This window comes from Colwellia sp. D2M02 (assembly GCF_018860755.1).
GTDB classification, from domain to species: domain Bacteria; phylum Pseudomonadota; class Gammaproteobacteria; order Enterobacterales; family Alteromonadaceae; genus Colwellia; species Colwellia asteriadis.
On the sequence record NZ_JAHKPW010000005.1, the window covers coordinates 39,361 to 62,354 of the forward strand.

Below are 22,994 nucleotides of genomic sequence, written 5' to 3' on the forward strand. Positions count from 1 at the left end.
CTGTCACTCAACAAGCGCTTTGCAATATAAAGCTACGGCAGCCGTATTTTATCAATAGTTATATCACTAATGCTGGCGCAACCGGTTAATGCCATGGTGAGTTGTAATTCATCTTTAAGCAAGCGCAAACAATGTGCTACACCCATGGCTCCTGCGGTAGCTAATCCATAAATCACTGGGCGACCTACTAAAGCGCTGTTGGCACCTAACGCTAGTGCTTTAAATATATCACTGCCAGAACGAATGCCGCTGTCGCATAGTATTTCTATGTCGTGACCTACCGCTTGTCTTATTAAGGGCAACATTTCTATGCTAGTGGGTACGCCATCTAAAATTCGACCACCGTGGTTTGATACTATAATACCGGCCGCACCAAGCTCTTTTGCTTTTTTGGCATCGCTAACCGTTAAAATACCTTTTAAGTACACCGATAATCGCGTGTTGGCGATAATATCGCTAATGTCTTTCCAGCGTGGTGATTGGGCCAATAACCTTGACAACATCACTTGTTGTGAAGATAAGCCCGTAGCTGCTTGGTTTGACACTGATTGACTGTAAGGCTGTAAGTTTTGTGCTTGAATATGCTCGGGTAAGGAAAATTGATGGCGCTGTTCTCGATTACGTAAACCATTAATTGGCGCATCTAAAGTAATTACCAATGAGGTGTAGCCTGCTTGTTCAGCTCGTTTGATTAAATCATAGGTATGCTCTTTATCGGGCTGAATATAAAGCTGAAACCATAACGGTTGGCTGGTTTGATATTGGGCAACCTGCTCTAAAGAGGTACTTGATAATGTACTCAATACCATGGAAATGTCTTGCGCATTAGCGGCTTGTACTGTGGCAAGTTCGCCATCTTGATGGGCAAGTTGTTGATAAGCAATAGGGGCAACTAATATTGGATTTTCATGGCGCTCTGAATTGAGCATAACCCGAGTATTTATTTGATTAATATCAGGCAATAAAGTTTGCTGGAGACCAAATTTATCAAAGACGATATTGTTTGCTTTTAAGGTGCTTTCATTACCGCTTCCGCCAGCAATGTAATGCCAATGAGGTTGAGGTAATATTTGTTCAGCATAGCGCTCATAATCGTGGCAACAGGCGATATCTGCAGGAATATCATGTTGTTGTAATGAAGACATAAAAAATCCGTATTTTAAGTTAATCAATAAGTTGTAATACGAGTACGCTTAGCTAATGTAAATATACTCGTATTTAATTGATTAATAATACAGTTTTATAAGAACTAGGTATATACCTAGTTCTTCGTAGGTCGGTTTACGGCTTAAAACTGATAGCTAATATTGGCAGAAATACTACGACCTGGCTCGCTATAGCGATTAATGCCATTGTCACTCACGCCTCCTCTAAAGCCACCACTACCGTTATTAACGCGGCGCACTTTTTGCCAGCTGTAATAGTTTTCATCGGTAATATTACGCACGGCAATATTTAATGTTAAATCGTCAGTTAAGTAAATGTTAGCGTGCATATCTAATACGGTTGAGGTATCACTTAAATAGTCACTTACAGGCTCCTGTTCACCACTACTATTGGTTTTATAAGCATCGCTTGGCTTTTTCTCGGCTGTGTGGCGTAATTGAGTGCGTAGGTTCCACTTATCGGCAGAATATACCCAGGCAATAATCGCAGAACTTGGAGAAATAGACTCCATCGGATCGCCATCTTCGTATTCGCCATTAACATTTGAATAAGACGCTTGTAGGGAGTTGCTGTCATTAATTTCCCATTGCGCTTCTACCTCAAAGCCTTGGCTACTGGCTTTACCGACGTTAACGGGCATTTGATATTCGTCAGTTGTTGTAGAGCGTTTTTTGTATGAATGAGTAGTTCTATCGTAGTATGTTTCAATTTTAGGCTGAGCTAACTCACGCGTTAGTGTGGTGTATTCAATAAAGTCATCATATTGGGTTTTAAAAATGCTGGCTTTGATAAAGGCACTTTCGTTTTGCCACTGATACGCTAATTCAAGGTTGGTGGCAGTTTCAACATCTAAATTATAATTTGGCAGTGTGGTCCAGTTATCTTCTGACGCACCGCGTGAGCCATAATAAACGTCTTGCACTGTTGGTGCCTTATAGCCTTGGTTGGCATCAAAAAATACGCTGTGGTGATTATTAATGGCGTAAATTGCTGATAGTTGCCAGCTAAGGGCTGAAATATCTACATCTTTAATTAAGTTTTGATCGTCTTGGAAAAATTCATTGGTTTGCGGTTTGTATTGGGTATTGTCGTAACGTAAACCCGCATTAACGGTTAATGCATCGGTTAACGCAATGGAGTCACGTAAATAAAGGTTGATTATGGCCACGTCGGTTTGTGGTACAAAGCTAGCGTCGCGCTCAGGGTAGTGAGTTTGTCCATTGGCTTTAGGGCGACTTAACGGGCGATAACCTGAGTCAGGAGTTGCGCCATTCCAGCGGTGATCCCACATCACATTTTCTAAACTTCTATCTTCGTATGAAAAGCCATAAACTAAATCGTGTTTAACACTGCCAGTCGCGAAATCTTTACTTAAATCAAAATCAAATTTTAAGTTTTCTTGTGTGAAATTACGGTTTTCTTGGCGTAAATAAGGGCTAGCATACTCAACACAGCGACGTCCTTCGGCTTTTAAGCAGCCTGCGTATAGCATGTTAGTTACCCCTTGGGTAAACAACTCTTGGTAGTTTAGTTCCCAAGAAAGCTCATCAAAAGCAACATTATTCGCTTGCCAAGTATAAAAAGCGCCCATACGTTTACGGTTTGACTCATCTTCGGTCCAACGCGCTGGCATTTGTTGAGTAACACGCGATAGGTTATTTAAATCACTACTGGCATCACTTTGCTCAAATACTATTCCAAAGTTTTGTGCGGCGGTTAACTGGTATGATGATTTAAACAAAAACGATAATCTATCGGTTGCTAATGGGTCGGGTATTTCACGTGCTGAACCGTTAATATTCTCGCCATCGCTATGCGACTTTGTTTCTTCACCGTCGCGCTTAGTGACCATAAATAGGGTTGAAAAATCACCGCTATTATTGGCTAAAGCTGCCGAGTATAGCTGCTCAGCATTTCTACCGTCATAGCCAGCTTTTATACTCACCACGGTATCGTCTTCATCTGTTGTTATATAATCAGCGGCACTTTTGGTTTCAAATAATACTGCGCCGCCTAAGGCGCCACTGCCAGAGCGTACCGAGTCAGCACCTTTAACAATTGTTACCGATTTCATATGCTCTATTTCAGCGCCATTACGACCAGAACTAAAAAATTCATAAGGACCAAAGCCAGGAGGATCTAAACTTTCACCTTGTGACATGCCATCGACTAAAATTGCCACGCGATCGCTGTCCATACCACGAATGGTAAAGCCATTGGCACCAAATCGCCCTAAATCAGCAACTTCAACACCGGCTACTGAATCAGCCAAGTCGTAAATGTTTTCAATATTACGGCGTTCTATTTCACCCATATTAAGTACGCGTTCATTACTCGCGGTTAATTTTTTTTCGCCTTCGACTACCGTTTTATTTAAGGTTTTTTGATCATTGTTTAGGGCTTGAGCTTGAACAGGTAAGCAAGCAGTAAAAATTGATAACGCAAGAAAAGAGTAGGTACAACGCACAATATATTCCTTTGAAAGTAGGGGATTAAATAACTTGATGCGAATGATAATGAATATCATTTAAGTTTGCAAGGGTTGTGTTTTTTTCGCATGATTTTTAAAAATTTGTTCGCTTTGTCGCTTATGCTTGATTGCATATAACGATTGCATTACATTGTTTTTAAAGTTTATTTTTAGCTAGCTGTAAAACGTTTATTCAAGGAGAAGTGCGTGCCTTTATTGTTTACCGTTATTATCTGTACGTTGCTTGCAGGGCTTGGGATGACGTTAGGCGCTGTTATTGCGCGTTTCGAAAATATTGCCAAAGATTGGCTTGAGCAAGAATTCAGACATGGCGTGATGGCATTTGGTGGTGGCGCACTGTTATCTGCGGTTGCTTTGGTTTTAGTGCCTGAAGGTATTGCGCACCTTACACCTACATGGGCTTGTTTATGGTTTATTGTTGGTGGCGCGAGCTTTATGTTACTCGATATTTTTCTCAATAAAATTAATACACCAGCGAGTCAGCTTGCAGCAATGTTGTCGGATTTTATTCCCGAGTCTATTGCCTTAGGTGCGGCTTTTGCTACGGGAAGTAGCAGTGCTTTTTTGCTTGCTGGTTTAATCGCTCTGCAAAATATTCCTGAAGGGTTTAGTGCTTATCGTGAATTGAATGCAAGTGGTGCCTATAAACCTCGAAAAATCATAATATTGTTTACCATAATGGCTTTACTTGGCCCTATTGCCGGTATTTCAGGTTATTTTTGGTTAGCTGATTTACCGAATGTGCTTGCCGCTATTATGTTGTTTGCTGCAGGCGGCATTCTCTATTCAATTTTTCAAGATCTTGCCCCACAAGTGAAATTAGAAAAACACTGGGCGCCACCTATGGGCGCGGTACTTGGTTTTGTGTTGGGTTTACTGGGTTTTATGTTAACCGCTTAGGCAACTTATCGTCAGTACTATGGTCTTATCTATTTCAATGCTCGTTTGTGCGAGCAAAACCTCCTATATTAATATGGATATTATTTAATGAAGCTATTGCTAATTACTTTTACATTATTATTTTTACTCTCTGGTTGTTCGGTTAATATCACTAAAGATAACTTTATCTACCAAGATGAAAAGGTTGAAGTGCAGCTCGATTTAGCGGCGATTAGCGCTAAAATCACCAATGATGCCGATCTAACGACTGTTTCTAGAGTATCGCTGGTCACTGATGCTGGTGAAACCTTAAAAGGCGTGCAATTACTGCATGAGAAGGCGCGTGTTAATATTGTGCTGTTTGGTGGCAGTGGTATGAAAATAAGCCAATCAGCTGCTATTTTAAATAACTTTGCGTCAATACCAGCCAATGTTATGTGGTTTGATTATCGCGGTGTTGGCGTGAGTGAACGCAAAGGTGAGCTTAATCTAGAAGATATTCTACAAGACTCATTACAGGTATTTGACTTAGCTAAGCGTAGTTTACCAACGAATATTCCAATGGTTGTACACGGTATTTCTATGGGCTCTATTGTTGGTAGTGCCCTTGCTAATGAACGTACGCTTGATGGTTTAGTGCTTGATGGCGCTATTAGTTCAGTACCTGAATTGGTTGAAAATACTGTACCAGCGTGGTCAAAAATATTTTCAACAGTTACGGTATCACCCGAATTAGCACAGCTTAATAATATTGATTTTATCAAGCAGTATAAAAATCCGTTGTTATTTTTGGCTGGTACAGAGGATACCATAACACCTATCGCTTTTTCACAAGCGCTATTTGATATTTCAGGCAGTGAAGTGAAAACGTTAGCTACTATTTCTGAATCTAAACACGGTATGAGCATGAAAAGTGCTGCGGCTATTAAAGCGTACACCGTGTTTATTGATCAGATTACTGGCTCTGGTGTACCTTAGCGTATTGCGTGAATATTCAGCTGTAATGGACCAATTTCACCTTGCGCGGGTTTAGTTTGCTTAAAGGGTAATTCAGTGCTGTTGAAGCTGAAATTTGCTAAGGTGGCCGCGCCATCTTCTCGACTTACTTCTATGTGTAGCTGATATTCACCCATCGCGACTTTATTGCCGTAATCGTCGCGCCAATCCCAACTTAACTGATAATGACCTGGTTTGCGACTCGGTCGAGCAAGGCCATCGAGTAATAATTCATGATGACGTCCTGACTTTCGCCACCAGCGCTTATTGGTTTGCGCCCATTGCTCACTTTTACCCAGCATTAATAAGTTTTTCACTACCTTGCGCTCTGCATTGGTGATCCAAACAGCGACATAAGGTTTTTCATAGTCATCGACATCTAACGTGGGAATGGTAAAGTCAAAACTAAACCTTGGGATATTTAATTGTGTATGTTTGTCTGCTGCGGTTGTTGCAGGTAACTGATAATGATGCCAACGGTTTGAAGCTAGTTGAAAGCCTTGCTCACTAATCACTAAAGCCTCAACGTTATCGAGTTGATTAACCCAGTCAATACCCGCTTGCATGGGCTTAGCGTTTAATGCCGTTGCTATTGCATCGGCTGTGGTTGCATCAGGTGCAATAACAATTGCTCCGGGTGCATTGTTTAGTGGCCAAGCATCACGTGGGTTAAGAATATGATGAAATTTTTGTTGTTTAATGAGGTAATGCCTACTACCAAAACCACTGGCGGCAATGGCTTGGTTAATCACTTTTATTTGTGCAATGGTTGCGTTGTCATGGGGTTTAAAAGGTTGGCTTATACCAATAGTGAAAGGTTTTTGTTGCTGTTGCCAATAGCGCCCATCACCACCAATATCAATACTGAGAGAGGTTAATGTTGGTAGGCTAGCTTTTAAATAAGCAAAGGCGTGGTCAATAATATAACCTTTTGCTAAACCGTTAATATCAAAATTGACGATTGTAGGTTGCGGTATCGTTTGCCAGTTTTCTATAGGTAAGTTAACGCTAAACTTTGCTTTACGCGCTGCTCTTGCAAGGCTGCGTAGCGCTTTTCTGTCGGGCAATATTTGGCTTTTTTGTGCATTTTTCCATAAGGATTGCGCCGCCCCTAATTTACAGCTAAAAGCATTACTACTGCGCGCTTGCCATAATTCACATAGGGTTAGTATTTGTTGTAGCTCTGCAGATAACTTACCGGTGAAGTCACCTCGGTTTAATTGACTTAGCTCACTATCGTTTTGATAGTTAGATAAGAGCATCTCTAAGCGTTTTATTTCGTCAAGGGCTAAGCTGACTTGTTGCTTAGCCTCTTGTTGAGTAACACCGCCAAGGGTGATGTCAGCTGAAGTGCCAAGTACCCCCTGTACTGTAAATTGTACTGTTTGAGGTGCGGCAAAAGCCACAGCACTCAAACCGTATAACAGCACTAACAGGTAAGCTTTTTTTAGCGGATTGCTTTTCATAAATAGTAACTAATATTAACGAATAGGAGGTAATTGCGTACGCACGCTATAGCTTACTTAATGCCAGTAAACTTACGGGTAGCATTTGTTCATTAACAGCTTCTTCAAAACTTACTTGACCGTTGTTGTCGGTATCGAAGTATGTGAAGTTAACTAACGCGTTTAATTGAAATTCGGCAACTGAAATTTGCTGATTATTGTTTTTATCTAAGCTGGCGAATAAGGGGGTGTTTTTATTCAGTTCAGCGGCTTTAATTTTAGCGATTTGTGTATCTAGGCGATCTTCAAATTCAGCAACGTACTCATCGTTAGTAAGGTCTTTATCACCATTTTCATCGGCTCTAGCAAAGTCGAGATTACGTTTTTGTTGGTATTCAGCCCATGTAATTTGTTGATCATCATTTAAATCGTATTTTACTAACATCCCCGATTTACTATGGGTGGTTGGCATACGTACTACGCGCGTAGCATTACGCATTTGGCGCTTGCGTTTTTTCTCGGCTTTTTCGGCGTCAGTTAACGTTGATTTTTTTGTTGAAGTGAATGTGGGTTTTTTATCGTCGAGGGTAATAATACCGCTTTTGTCGGTATCATAAAAATCAAAGCTACGCTTAGCGGTGGCCATGTATTCGTCATACGACATTAAATTATTATCATTTTTGTCCATGGCATTAAAACGTACGTGAGTTTGTTTAATGCTTTGTTTGCGGTCGTAATCTATTTTTTCTTGCAGGTTACGCTCAAAAAATTGTTGATGCTCGTTGGCGTCAATAACCTTATCTTGATTTTTATCGGCTTGTTCAAATAACGTCGCACGCGAGCTATAAAGCTCTTCAACATCAATAGTATAATCTTGATTACTATCGTACTGTGCCAACCAGCGATATTTTTCATTTTCAATATCAGTGGCTGCGGTTGCGCTAAGCATGAAACAAGTGCTGAATAAGGTTAGGGCTGTTTTTTTCATTTAAGTATTCCTCATACAAAGAGTTTTTATGTGTAATTAACGAGTTTATAGCGCAAGGTTTTCTACGGTTTTCAACCAACGTTCAGTAAAGGTTTTACTACTGGTTTTGCTGAAATCATCAATTGACCAAATGCTAATATTGCTGGTTAACTCGGCGCTTTTAGCTTTTATTTTGCTAATATATAAACTGTTTAAGCCATTATTTTTAGCTTGCGCTAACGTGACAATAGGTAGTGCAAAGCTGGCGGCAAAGTCGGCAAGTTCATCTTGCGCAACCACAAGTTGCTCAATCTCTTTTTCAAATAAAACATCATCAAGTTGCATTGATATTCCGCGCAGCTGTTGATTGATTTTCGCCGCATTATCATTAATGACTTTTGCTTGTTCAGGCCAAATAGCGGTTAAATCTCGGCGCAAAATACCCGTCATTAACAGCGCATTGTTTATATTCAACCAAAAATAACCGTGTTGATTTTCTTGATAAATAGCGACTTTTTCGCCTCCGGGCATTAATGCTTGGCCAATATCAATGTTAATGGTGTGAATGTTCTCTTTACGCAGAGCCGTGTAAAAAGATAGTTCTGGGCGCAGTGCATCAATACCAATAACCGCATTGACATTCGGTTGTATTTTGCTGGCATGTGTTGTCACCCAGTTGCTTAAACGATTGATCGGTAAGCGTTTGGGCGGTAAATAATGAACAGTGATGGAGGTATTACTTAGCAATTGTACTAATAGGCTATGCGCGACAGGGATAACCGTGGCGACTGTTTGCTTAGGCTTACTGTGCACGCTGTTGTTAGTTTGCGCCGCGTAGCTAGTTGGTGCTGGTAGCAAGGTTGTGGTTAACACTAAAGAGAGTGTTATTAATGAAAACTTAAGTGAGTTAAGCATGAGCTGTTTTTCCTCGTGCGCCATGTAATATCAGGGTCATAACAAAGCAGGCACAAGCACATAAAATAATGGCAGGGCCAGTCGCAATAGCAAGTTGCAAGTGCATCGGTATTAATACGCCTGCTACCGCACTAAAAGTAGATATAGCGACAGAGCACAGCACCATAGAGCGAAGATCATGCGTAATTAGTCGTGCACTTGCTGCAGGTATTAGTAGTAATGCGCCGACTAAAATGGCACCAATAATTTTTACCGCGGCGACGGTAACTAGGGCGATTAATAGTACAAAACCGTAATCGTGCAGTTTTACCGATATTTTATTGTTATGGGCAATATCTGGCGCAAGAGCAACTAGAAAAGCCTGATTGCCAAAACGCCAAGCGAGTGTAATAACCAATACAAACATAATGAGTAATACTTGAATATCACTGGCTGCTGCCATTAATACTGAGCCAAACAAAACCTGCTCAACTAAGTGGGCATTAACAAACTTGGCAACAAACATCAGTAACGCCGCACCAAGGGCTAAAGCAAATGAAAGAAATACCCCGATTAGTGCGTCATAAGGTACGGTGGTTCTACCGCGAACCCATTGCAATACCAAAGCAAATAACACCGAAAAGGCAAATAAGCTTATCCAAGGTGCGGTAATTGGTTCACCAAGTAAAATACCAATAGAAACCCCCGTTAAGGCACTATGACCAACGGCTTCAGATAAAAATGCCAAACGCTTTACCACCACTAAGGTGCCTAGTGCGCCCAGTAATGGACCTATCATTAAACTTGCGATTAACGCGTTAATTAAAAAACCGTAGCTGAACATTTCAGGTAATAGGTTATTAGCGACTAAGTCGGCGAACACCTGATGAATATAATCTAACATTTAGGCAGTTCTCGCTTCATCGGTTTGGTTATTAGCAAGCAGCAAAGACCGTTGTTGGGCTTGCTCAAGAGATTGTTCAGTAAGTTGCTGTTGCAATACCTCGGTTGGGTTACCGCTTTTTTTCAAGCCACCATCAATGAAGTAGGCTTGATCACAGTATTGCTGTAACACTTGCCAGTTGTGCTCTACCATCACAATAGTCCCACCTTGTTTTTTAAAGTCGGTAAGTACAGCGAGGATTTTTTCTTGGCCAGCTTTGTCGATACCTGCTAATGGCTCATCAAGTAATAATAATGATGGCTTTTGCAGTAACGCACAGGCTAATAAAACGCGTTGACGTTCACCCATAGATAAAGTGCCGACACGATTATTGAGGAGTGTTTTAATGGCAAGTAATTCAACAACGTCATTAATTTCTGAGCGCTTTTTAAAACTTAACCACACTGGACGGTTTTGACTGTTGAGTCGCAAATAGTCGAGCACTGAAATGGGGAGTGATTGCTCAAAAGGCGCTAATTGCGGCATATAACCAATGATTGGCGCTTTGGTATTTGACCATAACATTGCAATACTGCCACTGTGCGGCATTAACCCAGCAATAGACTTTAATAATGTGCTTTTACCACCACCATTGGGGCCAACAATGCCATGCCATAAACCAGCAGACATAGTAGTTGAAACGGCAGAAAGTAAAGTTATTTTACCGAGCTGAATGCCAAGGTTATTAATTTCTATGGCAGGACCTGTGATGCCAACGGCAGCTAAGTTAGCCTTCACTGTGCGCTCCTTGGGGTTTGTTAGTCGCAAAGCTAATGGCTTGCGCGAGCATGTCCAAATTGTATTTCATTTCGTTGAGTACTAAGTCTTGGGTATATTCGCCATGAGTCATGTGAGAAAAGTGAAATAATTTCACACCCGTTTCTCGCTCTATAGTATGTACTGCACTGTTTTTCATGTTTAATTCGGTAAATAGTACGTCAATATTTAGCGCTCTAATTTCATCAATCGTGCCTTGTAATTGTGATGCGGTTGGGGAAATACCATGGGCAGGTTCCACTACGGCAGCAACGGTTAAACCAAATTCTTGTAAAAAATAGCCGTAGGCATTGTGGGTGCTAGCAATTTTTACCTTGCTAAGATCTAACGCCATTAATTGTTGTTGTACGGGTTTTTTCGCTTTACGCAATTCTCGTGCATAACGCACCGCATTTTTTTGAAATAGCTTACCGTTTTCAGGATCTAGCTTAGCGAGCTCTTGCGCAATGGTGTAAACCTGACGAATGGCGGTATCAATACCCACAAAAGTATGTGAGTTAGCTTTACTTTTGCTATTGGCAAGTAGGGCAACAGACTTATTTGCTTCAATAAGTGTAAGTTTAGGTAATTTAATGCGCTGTACTGCCTCGAGTGCAAAATCATCATGGCCAATACCATTAATTACTAGAGCATCGAGTTGTCTTAGGCGAGCAATGTCGGTTGGATTTAAGTGATAATTATGTGGGTTAAAGCCACTATCAATTAACGGGACTACCGTTGCTTTATCGCCGACTACAGCTTTTACATAGGAATAATATGGGTGCAGGGTAATGCCAATAGTTAATTGCTTGTTTGCTGCTTGAGTAGCCGCTGTTGTTTGCAGATAAAATGTGCTGAACAATGAACAGCTTAAAAACACTAGGAGGGTAATAAATTTACGCATAAAGTATTGCCTTAATAGAATAAGTTAGGAGTGATGGGCTGCATCATGAGCAACATTGGCTTCGATAAACTGCCAGTGCTGTTGGCTTTTTTCACATAAATCTGCACTATTCTCAGCGACATTATTTTGAGTGTGTTGATCACTGTGACCACTATGGTTGGTATCTTGAGTGCGCCACGCTAATTGGTGACCACTTTTATCGAGCCATAACGCAATTTGATATTCAGTTGGCACATTACGATCAGCGCTAGCGGTAACCTTTGTAATAAAGCAGTTTGCTATAGGGCTACTAAAATGACGACTGTCAAACGGTACTACCGATGCTTGTTGTAGTTGCAGCAAACTAGGTTGGGCAGGTAATAGCTCGGCGTTAATTAAAAAATTGACCTCATCACCTGTACTGGTTAATTGATTAATAACAGCACTGATCTCTTTTGGAATAATCTTTATCGTTTGGTGCTTATCGTGGTGTTGCCAATATAATAAGCTGGCAGCCAGTGTAACGATGGCAATTACCGTTACAATAAACCATTGATCTTCAGATTTATTGTTGGTGCTAACCACTTCAAAGCGTTTAATTGAGTTCGGCATAGTCAAACTCCGCCGGTGACTCGTGACCGGGATCAAAAACGATGTAATATTCACCTTTAGGCGGTGTAAATGTGATTGAACCATCTGAGGCGGTGTTGATACTTAGCAAAGGCTCTTCATCATAATTGAAAACATTAAGAGTAACCTTGCCAGCTAAACTGCCATCGCTATAGCCAGCAACACATGAAAGCTGTTGCTGTTGGGCTGTAAGCTGGCAGTTTAATAAGGGAAAATGTGCTTGGGCTGCGAAGGTGAGCAACCCAAGTAATAAAGTAGCAAGCTTAATCATTATTCAAAAATCACTTCAAAAGCATAAAATATACGAGTGACATCAAAATCTGCTAACTCATTAGTAGCGACTTTTTCATGATTGGTTTTTAATAAATAACGCCCACCGTTAGATAAGGTAAAACTCGCAATACCTTCCTTGTTCGTTTTGATTTCTAACGCTTCAGGGTTTTTACGATATTGTGGCCCTTCTTGTTCAATAATAATCGTTTGATCGGCAACGGGCTCACCGTTAAATAAGGCTTTTACTTGTAGCGCTTCGTTGGTGACGTAATCAGAAGGGTGGGTAATGGCAATTAACTCAAAACCTTGGTTAGTTGGTGCTAACGCTTCAGTTGTCGGTGCTTGGTTAGTAACAAACGACATTGCTGTGGTGGCGTAACTACGGGTTTCAATGTCACGTGCACCTTTTGGCAATTTAGCGGCAGCTTCTACTTTATTAGCGCGCATATGCTTGTCTTTATCGCGTTTACCTATTTTATATTTAGTGAAGTAACTGGCTTCACGTTGGTAAAACAGTCCGTAAGTTCCTGCTTCGTTTACGGGTAAGTCAAAACTAGCACGACGTTGGCCTTGGTAATAAGGGCCAAAGCGACGTAGTGCTTTACCATCAACGCCTGTGACTTTTACGCCATTACTTGCCATAGCGAAGTCAGGACGAAAAGCGGTATGTGAGGCAGTAACATCAACAGCAACATGCGTAGGTTTTTCGGCATTAATGTTGAAGTAGCTTGGCCAAATATAAATATCGTGAGCCAGTGCTGGCGTGATAATTAAGGCGCTAGCAGCTAGAGTTAACGCGGTTCTTCTTAAGGTTTTAAGGGGAGTGAAATTCATGATTATTTTCCTACGTTTATGGTTACGTTGCCAATTTCTGCATCAGCTTCTAAGGTATATTTTTGGTTTTTTTGGCTATTAATTTTTTGACGAAGTAATGATCTGCCACCGTCTTCACGTACCACTTCAATCATCAGGTTAAACTCTGTTAACTCACCAATGTCTAAAGTGACGCTGTATTCGCCAGGACCTTTTGTTGCTCCGGTTACACCGTCAGCAGGTAAGTCGCCATAACGACCGACTTTTCGCCACCAGCGACGTATATCAACTAACCACTTGTCTTCATCGCGTTTGGTTAAATGCCATAATAATAAGGTGTCATTTTTTCCTTGAGCTTCGGTCCAAATGGCAACATAAGGTTTGTTGTAGTCTTGTGTTGAAAATTCAGGTAATGAAAAATCAACGGTAATCTCTTTCGCCAAAACTGGTGTTGCTATGGTTGCACTGGCAATAAACGCTGCCAGCAAAAGTTGTTTGTTCATAAAGACTCCGTAACAATGCAATGCATTAGTGCATCAAATAAATAACAAAAATAAAAAAAACGCTGCCGCCGCTAAACCAAGCAATAGCTGGTTGTCGTTGTAAGCGGTTAATGGCCACTAACCAAAAACCCGATAAGCAAAATAACACCATGGCAACTGCGCTAAGGTCAGATAAATACAACCATAATCCGTTGGTATGTTTTGCCCGGTGAACATTGTTTAGCATGGCTAATAGAGACAGCTGGCGTTGATCAATTATTATTGCTTGATCATCAACCACGACCTCAATAACGGTATTACCTGCGGGACTGTCTAAGGCAATAATCAATAAGCGATCATAGTCGTCCCATTCAATTGAAAATTTTGTTGCTCGAATATCGTGATTAGCATCAAGCCATTGCAATAAACGTAAGCCCTGTTGTTGAAAGTTATCGTCCCAGCTTTCAGCGTTGTTTAACCATGTTGGCGCTGTGACGGTAGTTTTTTGCTTTTTACTTTGGGTTTTATCCCAATCAGGGTGGTTGAGAAACACGCCGGTAATCGCAAAAAACAACATCAGTAGCAATACTGGCATTGCGCTATAAATGTGTAATATCCGCATTAATGACGTAATGCGCGGTATTAAAGGATTACTAACGTGTGTGGTCACTATGAACACCTACTACAAAAAATTCGAGGCAAATAATACTAGTAAAAAGGTGGTTAATGCAATAGTATATGAGAATTATTCGCATTTATATTTGAGTGTTTTCGTGTTACCTCATTACTTACCTCGTTTTAGCATCAAAAAACCTGCTTTACCCTTTCAGGTCAGCGTACCTGCAGGTTCTTGTTTTAATGTATTGGCATTGTTATTAAAAAGTTGTGCGTATTTTTATTTAATGGCGGGAATTTCGTTAGTGTTATTTACCTTACATTGGCAGTCATCAACATTCGATTTTTCAGCGGTAACACCAGAAAGGACGTTCATGACTCAACCCGTAGTAAGTGAACACCATGAGGTTGTAAAAACACTTCATTTAGCACCGAATGCGCGTTTTCAGGTTAAGCACAAAGACAACCAATTATGGTTAGCTATTGTTAAAAATAATGAGATTTATAACCAATTTTCAAGCCGAGAAACGGCAGCGATACTTACTCTTAAAAGCTTGTATAACATTATGTTAGTGCTCTGCTTATTGGGTTTAATTAGTTTGTTGTTAACTTGTCAGCGTAAGGCTTTTAAACTGAAAGCTTTGTTAGTGATTAGTGCCGTGCTATTTAGTCAGGCACTGTTGCCGTGGTCGGGTTTTTATCCTTTTATGATGACAAATTTATTTTGGCCCATTGGGGGGGGAGTAACCCATTACATAGCGGCTGAACATTTATTTTATTTTATGGTTATTAGTGTTGCCACACTTTGTTATATACCATCATTGGTACGTCAATATCAGCAAATTTTGCTTGGGAAAACGCAAACCGATAACCGTAATCACTCTTTAATTGCTTATGCGAGCCAGTCGGGCACTGCCGCAGCAATTGCTAAAAGTATTGCTAAGCAGTTGCCAAGCACAAGTCGTTACCATATTACGTGTGTTTCTTCGCTACAGGCTCAACAATTAAGCAATTATCAGCAAGTACTTTTACTGGCTTCAACATACGGCGATGGTGAGCCACCAGAGCTAGCGCGAGGCTTCATCAGCTCGTTACACCAGCTAGAGCACTCATTATCAACGGTGAAATATTCGGTGCTGGCTTTTGGTGATAAGCAATACCCTCAATATTGTGCTTTTGGTCATCAGCTATGTGCTACTTTGCGAGAAAAAGGCGCGCAAGCATTAATGCCCGTCACCGAAATTAATCAAGGGAATCAAGTAAGTATTCAGTTGTGGTGGCAACAGTTAACTAATGTTTTAGGTTGGCATAATTCAACATTAGAAAAGTCATGGCAACAGCAGTCAGTTATTAGTAATACTTGTTTAAACCCTCATAGCGCTAGCCGTCATGCACACCACATTAGTTTAATGGCACAAGAGCACGATTTTTCGCCTGGGGATTTAGTGGAAGTTTTACCTAGACAAAGTGCTACTGCCATTGAAAATAAGCTACTCCGTTGTGGGTGGACGCCTTCAACAATTGTGACACATCATAATCAATCTAGATCATTACTTGCAGCATTACAGCAGTTGAATTGGCAACATGAACAAGCTGATACACCGCAAGCTTTAGTTGATAAATTACCCGAGTTAAGCGCAAGAACTTACTCTATTGCCAGTTGTGCAGATCAAGGGGTGATTGATTTATTAGTAAGACAGGTGGTTAAAGCTGATAATAGTGTTGGTTTATGCTCAGGCTATTTAGCGCAACTGTCAGCACAAGACACGTTAACCATGGTGATAAAAAAGCATCATCACTTTCATCCTCCATCGGTGCAAACACCTGTTATTATGATTGCTGCAGGTACTGGGTTAGCCCCTTTTATCGGTTTTCTTGAGCAAAGGCTACGCGCTACCAAGTGTGCCGATGCTTGGCTTATTATGGGGGAGCGCGATGCACAGCATGATAATTATTTTGATCAGCAGTTAACGTGTTTTGAACAGCAAAGCTGTTTACATAAACGACAGCATGCGTGGTCACAAAGTAGTGAAAGTAGCGCTCACAAGGCAAAATATGTCGATGAGATTATTATTGCTGAGCAAGTTGAAATTCGACAATGGCTGCTTAAACAAAACGCTCAACTTTATTTGTGTGGCAATGCCAGTACTTTAGGGGCTAGTTGTGATGCAGCGTTAGCTGATATTTTAGGTGCTAATATCTTTAAGCGGTTAAAGCAGCAACAGCAAATAAAATACGATTTGTATTAGTTTGGGTATTGAATGCAAATATTATGCTGTAGGTAAATAAGTAAATCGCTATTTTCAAGTTAATAAAAGGGTTTAATGTAATGTAAGGTTGCAATTGTTTTGAGTTCATTAATACTTAGTGTATTAATGAATACAGAGGCAACTTATGCGAGATATTTTTTAATGCTTTACTCAGCATTAGCAAAGGGATTTTTGTTAAGTTATAAGCCCTTAAGGGCATGGATATGTATTTTTCAGACGCTATTTTATAGTTTACTTTCTGTTGCTGTGATGGCACAAACAGTTGATGACTTTCGTTATGCGAGCCCACTATTTAAAAAAGTTGACGATAAAGGTAAGCTTATTGGTGGCGTCATTACTTCCGGTATTGAAGCTGAAAATGGAATTTTTTGGTTTGGTAGTCAATATGGTTTAATGAGTTTTGATGGTTACCAATTTAGGCGCTATGCCCATCAGCCTGATAATAGCAATACTCCTGCAGCAAACTATATTATTGCGTTGGCACAAGATAAGCAGGGTTATATTTGGCTTGCTACTCGCACCTCAGGTTTGAGTCGTTATTCTCCTCGTGAACAGAAATTTATTCATTTTAATACCCAATCAACCCAGTTAAAACTACGTACAAATACCTTGCGTACTTTGCGTTTCGATCATCAAGGTTACTTATGGTTAGGTCATGAGTTAGGCGTTGATAAAATAGATACCGAAAAGCTCACTATAACTTCGTTTGATTTTCCTATTGCCAATAGCATCAGCTTTTATATTTCACCTGAAAAAGACGGAAAAATAATTGCAGGTAGTACTAAGGGACTTTTTATAAAAGAGGTAAATAGTGACAAATTTGAGTTAGTTGAAGCACTGAGAAACATTGATGTTAGAAGTATTTATCAGGCTAAAAATGGGGATTACTGGTTAGGAACCAAGCAAGGTTTGCGGCTTTGGGATGGAAAAAATAGTGTTAGTTTAATTGATAGTGGAGCGCACGATTTAAATAATACTTATATCCGCACTATTGTACCGCAAAGTAATGGAAAGGTTTGGGTCGCTAGTTATGGTAAAGGTTTAGCGTTGTTTCATGAAGATGATGTTCGGTTGATTAAACAGTTCAAACATGATCCTTCTGATGATACCAGCTTAGCTTTTGATGATGTTGGCACTATTCTATTAAGTGCTAATGGCACGTTATTGATTGGTACTTGGGGCGGCGGCTTACAGCTATTAAACACCCTAACTAGTGATAGTTTTGTGATGATGCGCCATAGCCTGCAGCATCAGCATGGATTGAGCTTTGCCAATGTCCGCACTATTCTTGAGTTAAATGACGGACGACTATTAGTCGGAACAACGGGTAACGGTTTAGATTTAATTGATCCTAAAAAAGGGCGTATCGCTAATATTCAGCAAAGTGTAACAGGCAAAACTTTTAGTAATACGGTTTCTTTAGCGCAGCAAGACGATAAAGTTGTTTGGGTGGGTACTGCCTCTTCCGGTTTGTTACAGCTTGATTTAACCACCTTAACGCTGACGTCAGGTTTTGTTAAAAATATTGTTGATGACGCCGTATTACGTTTACTGACGTTACCCGACCAAAGTTTACTAGTTGGCACCAACAAAGGGGTTTGTAAAAAGGCGTTTAATAGTGATAGCTGTACGGAGCTAAAAAAAACTGATGGCAGCTTAATGGGCGACACCGTTACCGCCTTAGTTGCTGATAAATATAATAATGCATGGATTAGTACCCATAATGGCGTTTATCGTTTAAGGGATAATAGTACCGTATTAGATCATTATAAAGTGGGTGAGACTGAGGCAAGCTTAAGCCATAATTATGTTTTAGGTATGGTAGCAACTCAGCAAGATAAAATGTGGTTAGCAACAAGTATAGGGTTTGATTCTGTTACTCACCTTAGCGCTAACAAACCAAAATTTAAACGTCATAAAGCTGAATTAGATATAGGAAACAATAAACCTGGCGCTAATATGTTGCTTGATGAACAAGGGCGTATTTGGAGTGGAACCAGTTTATTGGAGCCAACTAACAAAAGGTTTCTTCATTTTAATAGTGCTCTTGGAATTGATATTGGTACCGCGTGGTTAGGCTCGTATACACAATTACGTTCTGGATTAATGGCATATGGCGGCACTAAAGGCGTACTTATTGTCGATCCCACTCAATTTAGTGATGAAATTGCACCATCATCACTATTGTTCACACGCTTTAGAATTAATGATGAAGAAGTGCCCTTAGCACGGTTAGATCAGCTTACCTTATCACCACAAGAAAATGAGATAAGTCTTCAAATTGCGAGTCCAGATATACAACACTCTCAAGAAATTGAGTATCAATATAAGCTTGTAGGACAAGACAATAAATGGCGTACTTTAGAAAACAATACGCGAGAAATTCATTACAGCAATTTAGCACCGCAGCATTATCAGTTACAAATTAAAGCAAACTATACAAAATATTCTGCGTTGATAGCGCCATTAACACTAAGCTTTACCGTGCAGCCACACTATTGGCAAACATGGTGGTTTGGCCTAGTTATTTTATGCTTATTATTACTTATTGTGGCGCTTGTTTTTCGCTGGCGTATTGGTTTAGTACGCGCACAGGCTTTACAGTTAGAAGCTTTGGTTAATACACGTACCCATGAAATTGAGGTGATTAATCAAATAGGCAAAAAATTAACCACGCAGTTATTATTAGAAGATTTATTCAATGATATTTATACGCAACTAAGCAAAATTTTCATCGCGGATCGTTTTGGCATAGGTTTACTTAATCATGAGCGTAATCAGTTGGTGTTTGATTATGCGGTTGAGCGTGGTGTACGTTATCAAAGTTATGTGCGGGATATGGAAAAAACAGGACAATTAGCGGTTTACGCGGTACAGCACAACCAATCGGTTTTAATTAATGATTACCAAACGCAATACCAACGCTATTATTCTGTAGAAGACAACTCACAGCATCAATTATCTAGCGGCCTAACAGAACAAGCGGTTGCCTCTATGATGTATGTTCCTATGCAAAGATCAGGCTCAGTACTGGGTGTACTGAGTATTCAAAGCATTACTAAGAATAGTTACAGTGAACACGACCTCACATTGTTGGAAACCTTAGCTTCTTATGCGTCTATTGCTGTAGAGAATGCACGCTCACATCAAGACTTATTGGCTTTACATCAACAGTTGAAACTGAATATTGATGAGTTACAACAAACACAGCAGCAATTGATATTGAATGAAAAAATGGCATATTTGGGGCAATTAGTTGCGGGTGTTGCTCATGAAATCAATACTCCTATTAGCATTGGCATTACCGCTGCAAGTTTATTAGAAGATATGCGAGCAAATATAGACGCTCATGTTAAAAATAATACCTTGAGTAAATCAACACTCGATAATTTTTTAAATGAATCCCAACAAAGCCTACGCTTGATTCAAAATAACGCTGAACGAGTTGCCATATTAGTTCAGCGCTTTAAGCAACTTGCTGAGCAAGATGGTGACGATCGTTTAAAAGACATTAATCTTGCGGCGCTTTGTCAAAGTGTTATTAGTAATGTTCGCGGTACAATGGAAGACAATGCCTTACAAATACATTTAAGAGTCAATGATGCCGTTGTGATTAAAACCTATCCAATGATATTAGGGCAGGTGTTGTTTATTTTAATACAAAATGCGTATTTTCATGCTTTTAATGATAAGAAAGGTAAGGTTTCTATTGAAGGGGCTGCGGTTGAAGATCATTATGTTTTACGGGTAATAGATGATGGCTGCGGTATTGATACAGAGGCACTTGCGAGAATATTTGAACCTTTCTACACCACTAAACGTCATCAAGGAGGTACAGGCTTAGGTCTAAGTATTGCCTTTAATTTAGTGAACACCACACTTAATGGTCAATTAAGCTGCCAAAGCACGTTAGGGCAAGGCACTGTATTTGAAATTAAATTACCTAAACTTAAATGAACATAAAGGGGCTTTTGTCTGTTGAGTAAATGCAGTAAAGTGCGACAAAGCCCGTCAAATAACACAACATCATGAACAAGCAAGCTAATTTAATTACTGAGCTAGATAGCTTAGTTTCCGAAGGGCGTAATCCCGCGACTATGGATATTGATTTACTCGATACCAGCACATTACTAAGTCGCATCAATAACGAAGATCAAAAAGTAGCCCTAGCAGTGCAAGCAGTACTGCCACAAATAACGCTGGCAGTTGATGCTATTGTGAGCGCTTTTTCACAAGGTGGTCGCTTAATTTTTATTGGTGCAGGCACTAGCGGTCGTTTAGGTGTATTAGATGCTGTGGAGTGTGTACCTACGTTTAGTGTGTCAGACCAACAAGTTGTTGGCATTATTGCTGGCGGTGAAAAAGCTATTTTTAAAGCGGTTGAAGGTGCTGAAGATAGCACCAGCTTAGTGCTTGATGATTTAAAAAATATTAATCTCAATGCAAAAGATGTACTGGTTGGTTTAGCTGCTAGCGGTAGAACGCCTTATGTTTTATCGGGCTTGGCGTATGCAAAATCATTAGCGGTTACTACGGTTGGAATTGCTTGTAGCCCTGATACTCCCGTGCTTAGTCAGGCTGATATTGCTATTTGCCCTGTGGTTGGCCCAGAAGTTTTAACCGGTTCCACGCGATTAAAATCAGCGACGGCGCAAAAAATGGTGTTAAATATGCTAACCACCGCAAGTATGATTAAAAGCGGTAAGAGTTATCAAAACTTGATGGTTGATGTAAATGCCAGTAACGAAAAGCTTTATGCGCGTGCGATACGTATTGTTATGCAAGCAACTGGCTGTGATTACGACACAGGCAAAGCCGCTTTAGTGCAAGCTGACAATAGCGCTAAACTAGCTATTTTATTAGTTGAAACTGGCATTGATGCGGAACAAGGTCAGCGATTATTAGCACAGAATGATGGCTTTTTACGTTTAGCGATTAATGAAGCCCTTGGTGGTTAATTGTTATTTACTCATAGTTAATGCACTGGTTTGATAATGAAAGAAATAGTAATTCCCATGATTTTCCTGCGTAATATTTTAGTGGCCTTGTTGATGTGCTTTGCTGTTCAAGCATGTCATGTAGCACCGCTTGAAAAACCACAAAAATTAGTGGTTGGCGCTGAGCAGCCTGCATTGTACTTACCCAAATTGGCAGGTAAACGCGTTGGCTTAGTCGTTAATCAAACCTCAAAAGTAAACAATCAACACCTAGTTGATTTTTTACTCGCGCAAGGCATTAATGTACAGGTTATTTTTGCGCCGGAGCATGGTTTTCGTGGTGATCATGATGCTGGAGAAAAGTTTAATAACAGTATCGATAAACAAACAGGCGTACCGTTAGTGAGTATTTATGGCAAAAGTAAAAAACCTGCTGCAGAGGTAATGGCGTCGGTTGATATTATTGTTTTTGATATTCAAGATGTAGGCGTACGTTATTACACGTATATCAGCTCAATGCACTACATGATGGCAGCGGCTAGCGAGGCCAATATTGGTTTTATGGTGCTCGATAGGCCTAACCCTAACGGCATGTACATTGACGGACCTGTTTTAGAGCATGAATTTCAATCCTTTGTTGGGATGCATGCTATTCCTTTATTACACGGTTTAACCGTGGGTGAATTAGCAAAAATGATTGTTGGTCAGGGTTGGCTTAACACTGACAAACCATTGGCATTAACGGTTATTCCAATCGCAAACTATCATCATCAAATGCCTTATTCTTTGCCTATCAAGCCTAGCCCTAACTTACCGAATGATCTGGCTATTGCGCTGTATCCCTCATTAGGTTTTTTTGAAGCAACCCCGATAAGTATTGGTCGAGGCACACCGTATCCCTTTCAAGTGATTGGGTATAATAAAACGTCATTAGGTGATTATACTTTTATGCCAGTTTCAACTCCTGGCGCGGCAATAAAACCTAAGTTGATGAATGAAACATTAATTGGGCAGCGCTTTTATCAAAACGCTCAGACCAATCATGGCGGTTTAACATTGCGCTATGTTATACAGTGGCATCAAGCATTTGCTCAACAGCATGAGACTTTTTTTCAACACCCAAAATTTATGGATAAATTAGCGGGTACCGATAAGTTACGTAAAGCCATTATTGCTGGGCAAACCGAAAGTGAAATTAAAGCGAGTTGGCAACCCGCGTTAACGGAGTATAAAGCTCTCAGGCAACAATATTTATTATATAACTAACCTGTCTCAGCTTAACAAATATTTCTCTAGCAGTTATTTATCCCTAACTTCTTCGTTAAATTTACTTGCAATAGGCCAGCTATTGACGCGAAATTTGCCTTGAATTAAGAAAAACTATCAAGCTAGAGGTTCATAAAAGTAATTTTTACTGATATTTCAATTTGTTAAATATCTCTTAAACCGAGTTCAGGTTATTTATGAACAAATTTTAAGACAAAAAAAATCCGACACTAGGTCGGATTTTTATAGCATTGATAACGTTTATTAAAGGAAAGGGTTTACTTTAA

19 protein-coding genes are annotated in these 22,994 nt (G+C 40.1%); 6 read left to right on the forward strand and 13 right to left on the reverse strand.

The window, feature by feature from the left end; all coding sequences use genetic code 11:
- Nucleotides 1–32 precede the first annotated feature (32 nt).
- Both KO495_RS00640 and KO495_RS00645 read right to left on the reverse strand, forming a co-directional pair.
- Nucleotides 33–1,145, reverse strand: a complete 1,113-nt coding sequence (locus KO495_RS00640) for an alpha-hydroxy acid oxidase (protein WP_215978462.1) — start codon at nucleotides 1,143–1,145, stop codon at nucleotides 33–35.
- A 143-nt stretch (nucleotides 1,146–1,288) separates the two neighbouring features.
- On the reverse strand, nucleotides 1,289–3,634 hold the full coding sequence (locus tag KO495_RS00645) for a TonB-dependent hemoglobin/transferrin/lactoferrin family receptor (protein WP_215978463.1): 2,346 nt from the start codon (nucleotides 3,632–3,634) through the stop codon (nucleotides 1,289–1,291).
- A 210-nt stretch (nucleotides 3,635–3,844) separates the two neighbouring features.
- Between KO495_RS00645 and KO495_RS00650 the strand changes: the two genes are divergently transcribed.
- Complete coding sequence (locus KO495_RS00650) at nucleotides 3,845–4,558, forward strand: divalent cation transporter (RefSeq protein ID WP_215978464.1); 714 nt, start codon at nucleotides 3,845–3,847, stop codon at nucleotides 4,556–4,558.
- An 87-nt stretch (nucleotides 4,559–4,645) separates the two neighbouring features.
- Nucleotides 4,646–5,515, forward strand: coding sequence for an alpha/beta hydrolase (locus tag KO495_RS00655; protein ID WP_215978465.1), 870 nt, complete (start codon nucleotides 4,646–4,648; stop codon nucleotides 5,513–5,515).
- On the opposite strand, the gene KO495_RS00660 is transcribed toward KO495_RS00655, so the two are convergent.
- The 11 genes from KO495_RS00660 to KO495_RS00710 are packed head-to-tail and all read right to left on the reverse strand — an operon-like array spanning nucleotide 5,512 to nucleotide 14,289.
- A complete protein-coding gene (locus KO495_RS00660; protein WP_215978466.1) occupies nucleotides 5,512–6,999 on the reverse strand; it encodes a DUF2271 domain-containing protein in 1,488 nt (495 codons plus the stop codon). The two genes, KO495_RS00655 and KO495_RS00660, sit on opposite strands and share 4 nt — an antisense overlap.
- Before the next feature lie 46 nt (nucleotides 7,000–7,045).
- On the reverse strand, nucleotides 7,046–7,966 hold the full coding sequence (locus KO495_RS00665) for an EF-hand domain-containing protein (RefSeq protein WP_215978467.1): 921 nt from the start codon (nucleotides 7,964–7,966) through the stop codon (nucleotides 7,046–7,048).
- A 45-nt stretch (nucleotides 7,967–8,011) separates the two neighbouring features.
- Nucleotides 8,012–8,860 (reverse strand): zinc ABC transporter substrate-binding protein, encoded by an 849-nt coding sequence (locus tag KO495_RS00670; protein WP_215978468.1) that lies wholly within the window; start codon nucleotides 8,858–8,860, stop codon nucleotides 8,012–8,014.
- Nucleotides 8,853–9,743, reverse strand: a complete 891-nt coding sequence (locus KO495_RS00675; RefSeq protein ID WP_215978469.1) for a metal ABC transporter permease — start codon at nucleotides 9,741–9,743, stop codon at nucleotides 8,853–8,855. The genes KO495_RS00670 and KO495_RS00675 overlap by 8 nt, the downstream gene beginning before the upstream one ends.
- On the reverse strand, nucleotides 9,744–10,520 hold the full coding sequence (locus KO495_RS00680; protein WP_215978470.1) for an ATP-binding cassette domain-containing protein: 777 nt from the start codon (nucleotides 10,518–10,520) through the stop codon (nucleotides 9,744–9,746).
- Nucleotides 10,510–11,442: a zinc ABC transporter substrate-binding protein gene (locus tag KO495_RS00685; RefSeq protein WP_215978471.1), complete on the reverse strand. Its 933-nt coding sequence runs from the start codon at nucleotides 11,440–11,442 to the stop codon at nucleotides 10,510–10,512. Before KO495_RS00685 ends, KO495_RS00680 begins: the two co-directional genes overlap by 11 nt.
- Before the next feature lie 24 nt (nucleotides 11,443–11,466).
- On the reverse strand, nucleotides 11,467–12,033 hold the full coding sequence (locus tag KO495_RS00690) for a hypothetical protein (protein ID WP_215978472.1): 567 nt from the start codon (nucleotides 12,031–12,033) through the stop codon (nucleotides 11,467–11,469).
- Nucleotides 12,017–12,322, reverse strand: a complete 306-nt coding sequence (locus KO495_RS00695; RefSeq protein WP_215978473.1) for a hypothetical protein — start codon at nucleotides 12,320–12,322, stop codon at nucleotides 12,017–12,019. The genes KO495_RS00690 and KO495_RS00695 overlap by 17 nt, the downstream gene beginning before the upstream one ends.
- Nucleotides 12,322–13,158 carry a DUF4198 domain-containing protein gene (locus KO495_RS00700; protein ID WP_215978474.1) on the reverse strand — a complete coding sequence of 279 codons (837 nt, stop codon included), beginning with the start codon at nucleotides 13,156–13,158 and terminating at the stop codon, nucleotides 12,322–12,324. The genes KO495_RS00695 and KO495_RS00700 overlap by 1 nt, the downstream gene beginning before the upstream one ends.
- A 2-nt stretch (nucleotides 13,159–13,160) precedes the next feature.
- The gene (locus KO495_RS00705; protein ID WP_215978475.1) at nucleotides 13,161–13,640 is read right to left on the reverse strand and encodes a DUF2271 domain-containing protein; all 480 of its coding nucleotides are present in this window, start codon (nucleotides 13,638–13,640) and stop codon (nucleotides 13,161–13,163) included.
- A gap of 25 nt (nucleotides 13,641–13,665) precedes the next feature.
- Nucleotides 13,666–14,289, reverse strand: coding sequence for a PepSY-associated TM helix domain-containing protein (locus KO495_RS00710; RefSeq protein ID WP_215978476.1), 624 nt, complete (start codon nucleotides 14,287–14,289; stop codon nucleotides 13,666–13,668).
- A 103-nt stretch (nucleotides 14,290–14,392) separates the two neighbouring features.
- Between KO495_RS00710 and KO495_RS00715 the strand changes: the two genes are divergently transcribed.
- From KO495_RS00715 to KO495_RS00730, 4 genes are all read left to right on the forward strand, one after another.
- Nucleotides 14,393–16,483 carry a flavodoxin domain-containing protein gene (locus tag KO495_RS00715; protein WP_215978477.1) on the forward strand — a complete coding sequence of 697 codons (2,091 nt, stop codon included), beginning with the start codon at nucleotides 14,393–14,395 and terminating at the stop codon, nucleotides 16,481–16,483.
- 126 nt (nucleotides 16,484–16,609) lie between these two features.
- Nucleotides 16,610–20,461: a two-component regulator propeller domain-containing protein gene (locus KO495_RS00720; RefSeq protein WP_215978478.1), complete on the forward strand. Its 3,852-nt coding sequence runs from the start codon at nucleotides 16,610–16,612 to the stop codon at nucleotides 20,459–20,461.
- A 71-nt stretch (nucleotides 20,462–20,532) separates the two neighbouring features.
- On the forward strand, nucleotides 20,533–21,462 hold the full coding sequence (gene murQ / locus KO495_RS00725) for an N-acetylmuramic acid 6-phosphate etherase (RefSeq protein WP_215978479.1): 930 nt from the start codon (nucleotides 20,533–20,535) through the stop codon (nucleotides 21,460–21,462).
- Between the two features lie 93 nt (nucleotides 21,463–21,555).
- Entirely contained in the window at nucleotides 21,556–22,707 is a 1,152-nt protein-coding gene (locus KO495_RS00730) for a DUF1343 domain-containing protein (RefSeq protein WP_252738733.1), read from the forward strand.
- Nucleotides 22,708–22,994 lie beyond the last annotated feature (287 nt).

Excerpts from the sequence above, each read along its gene's own strand:
- KO495_RS00640 (WP_215978462.1), bottom strand. The coding sequence starts at position 1,145 with ATGTCTTCATTACAACAACATGATATTCCTGCAGATATCGCCTGTTGC.
- KO495_RS00655 (WP_215978465.1), top strand. The coding sequence starts at position 4,646 with ATGAAGCTATTGCTAATTACTTTTACATTATTATTTTTACTCTCTGGT.
- KO495_RS00660 (WP_215978466.1), bottom strand. The coding sequence starts at position 6,999 with ATGAAAAGCAATCCGCTAAAAAAAGCTTACCTGTTAGTGCTGTTATAC.
- KO495_RS00665 (WP_215978467.1), bottom strand. The coding sequence starts at position 7,966 with ATGAAAAAAACAGCCCTAACCTTATTCAGCACTTGTTTCATGCTTAGC.
- KO495_RS00670 (WP_215978468.1), bottom strand. The coding sequence starts at position 8,860 with ATGCTTAACTCACTTAAGTTTTCATTAATAACACTCTCTTTAGTGTTA.
- KO495_RS00675 (WP_215978469.1), bottom strand. The coding sequence starts at position 9,743 with ATGTTAGATTATATTCATCAGGTGTTCGCCGACTTAGTCGCTAATAAC.
- KO495_RS00685 (WP_215978471.1), bottom strand. The coding sequence starts at position 11,442 with ATGCGTAAATTTATTACCCTCCTAGTGTTTTTAAGCTGTTCATTGTTC.
- KO495_RS00690 (WP_215978472.1), bottom strand. The coding sequence starts at position 12,033 with ATGCCGAACTCAATTAAACGCTTTGAAGTGGTTAGCACCAACAATAAA.
- KO495_RS00695 (WP_215978473.1), bottom strand. The coding sequence starts at position 12,322 with ATGATTAAGCTTGCTACTTTATTACTTGGGTTGCTCACCTTCGCAGCC.
- KO495_RS00700 (WP_215978474.1), bottom strand. The coding sequence starts at position 13,158 with ATGAATTTCACTCCCCTTAAAACCTTAAGAAGAACCGCGTTAACTCTA.
- KO495_RS00705 (WP_215978475.1), bottom strand. The coding sequence starts at position 13,640 with ATGAACAAACAACTTTTGCTGGCAGCGTTTATTGCCAGTGCAACCATA.
- KO495_RS00720 (WP_215978478.1), top strand. The coding sequence starts at position 16,610 with ATGAATACAGAGGCAACTTATGCGAGATATTTTTTAATGCTTTACTCA.
- murQ (WP_215978479.1), top strand. The coding sequence starts at position 20,533 with ATGAACAAGCAAGCTAATTTAATTACTGAGCTAGATAGCTTAGTTTCC.
- KO495_RS00730 (WP_252738733.1), top strand. The coding sequence starts at position 21,556 with ATGTGCTTTGCTGTTCAAGCATGTCATGTAGCACCGCTTGAAAAACCA.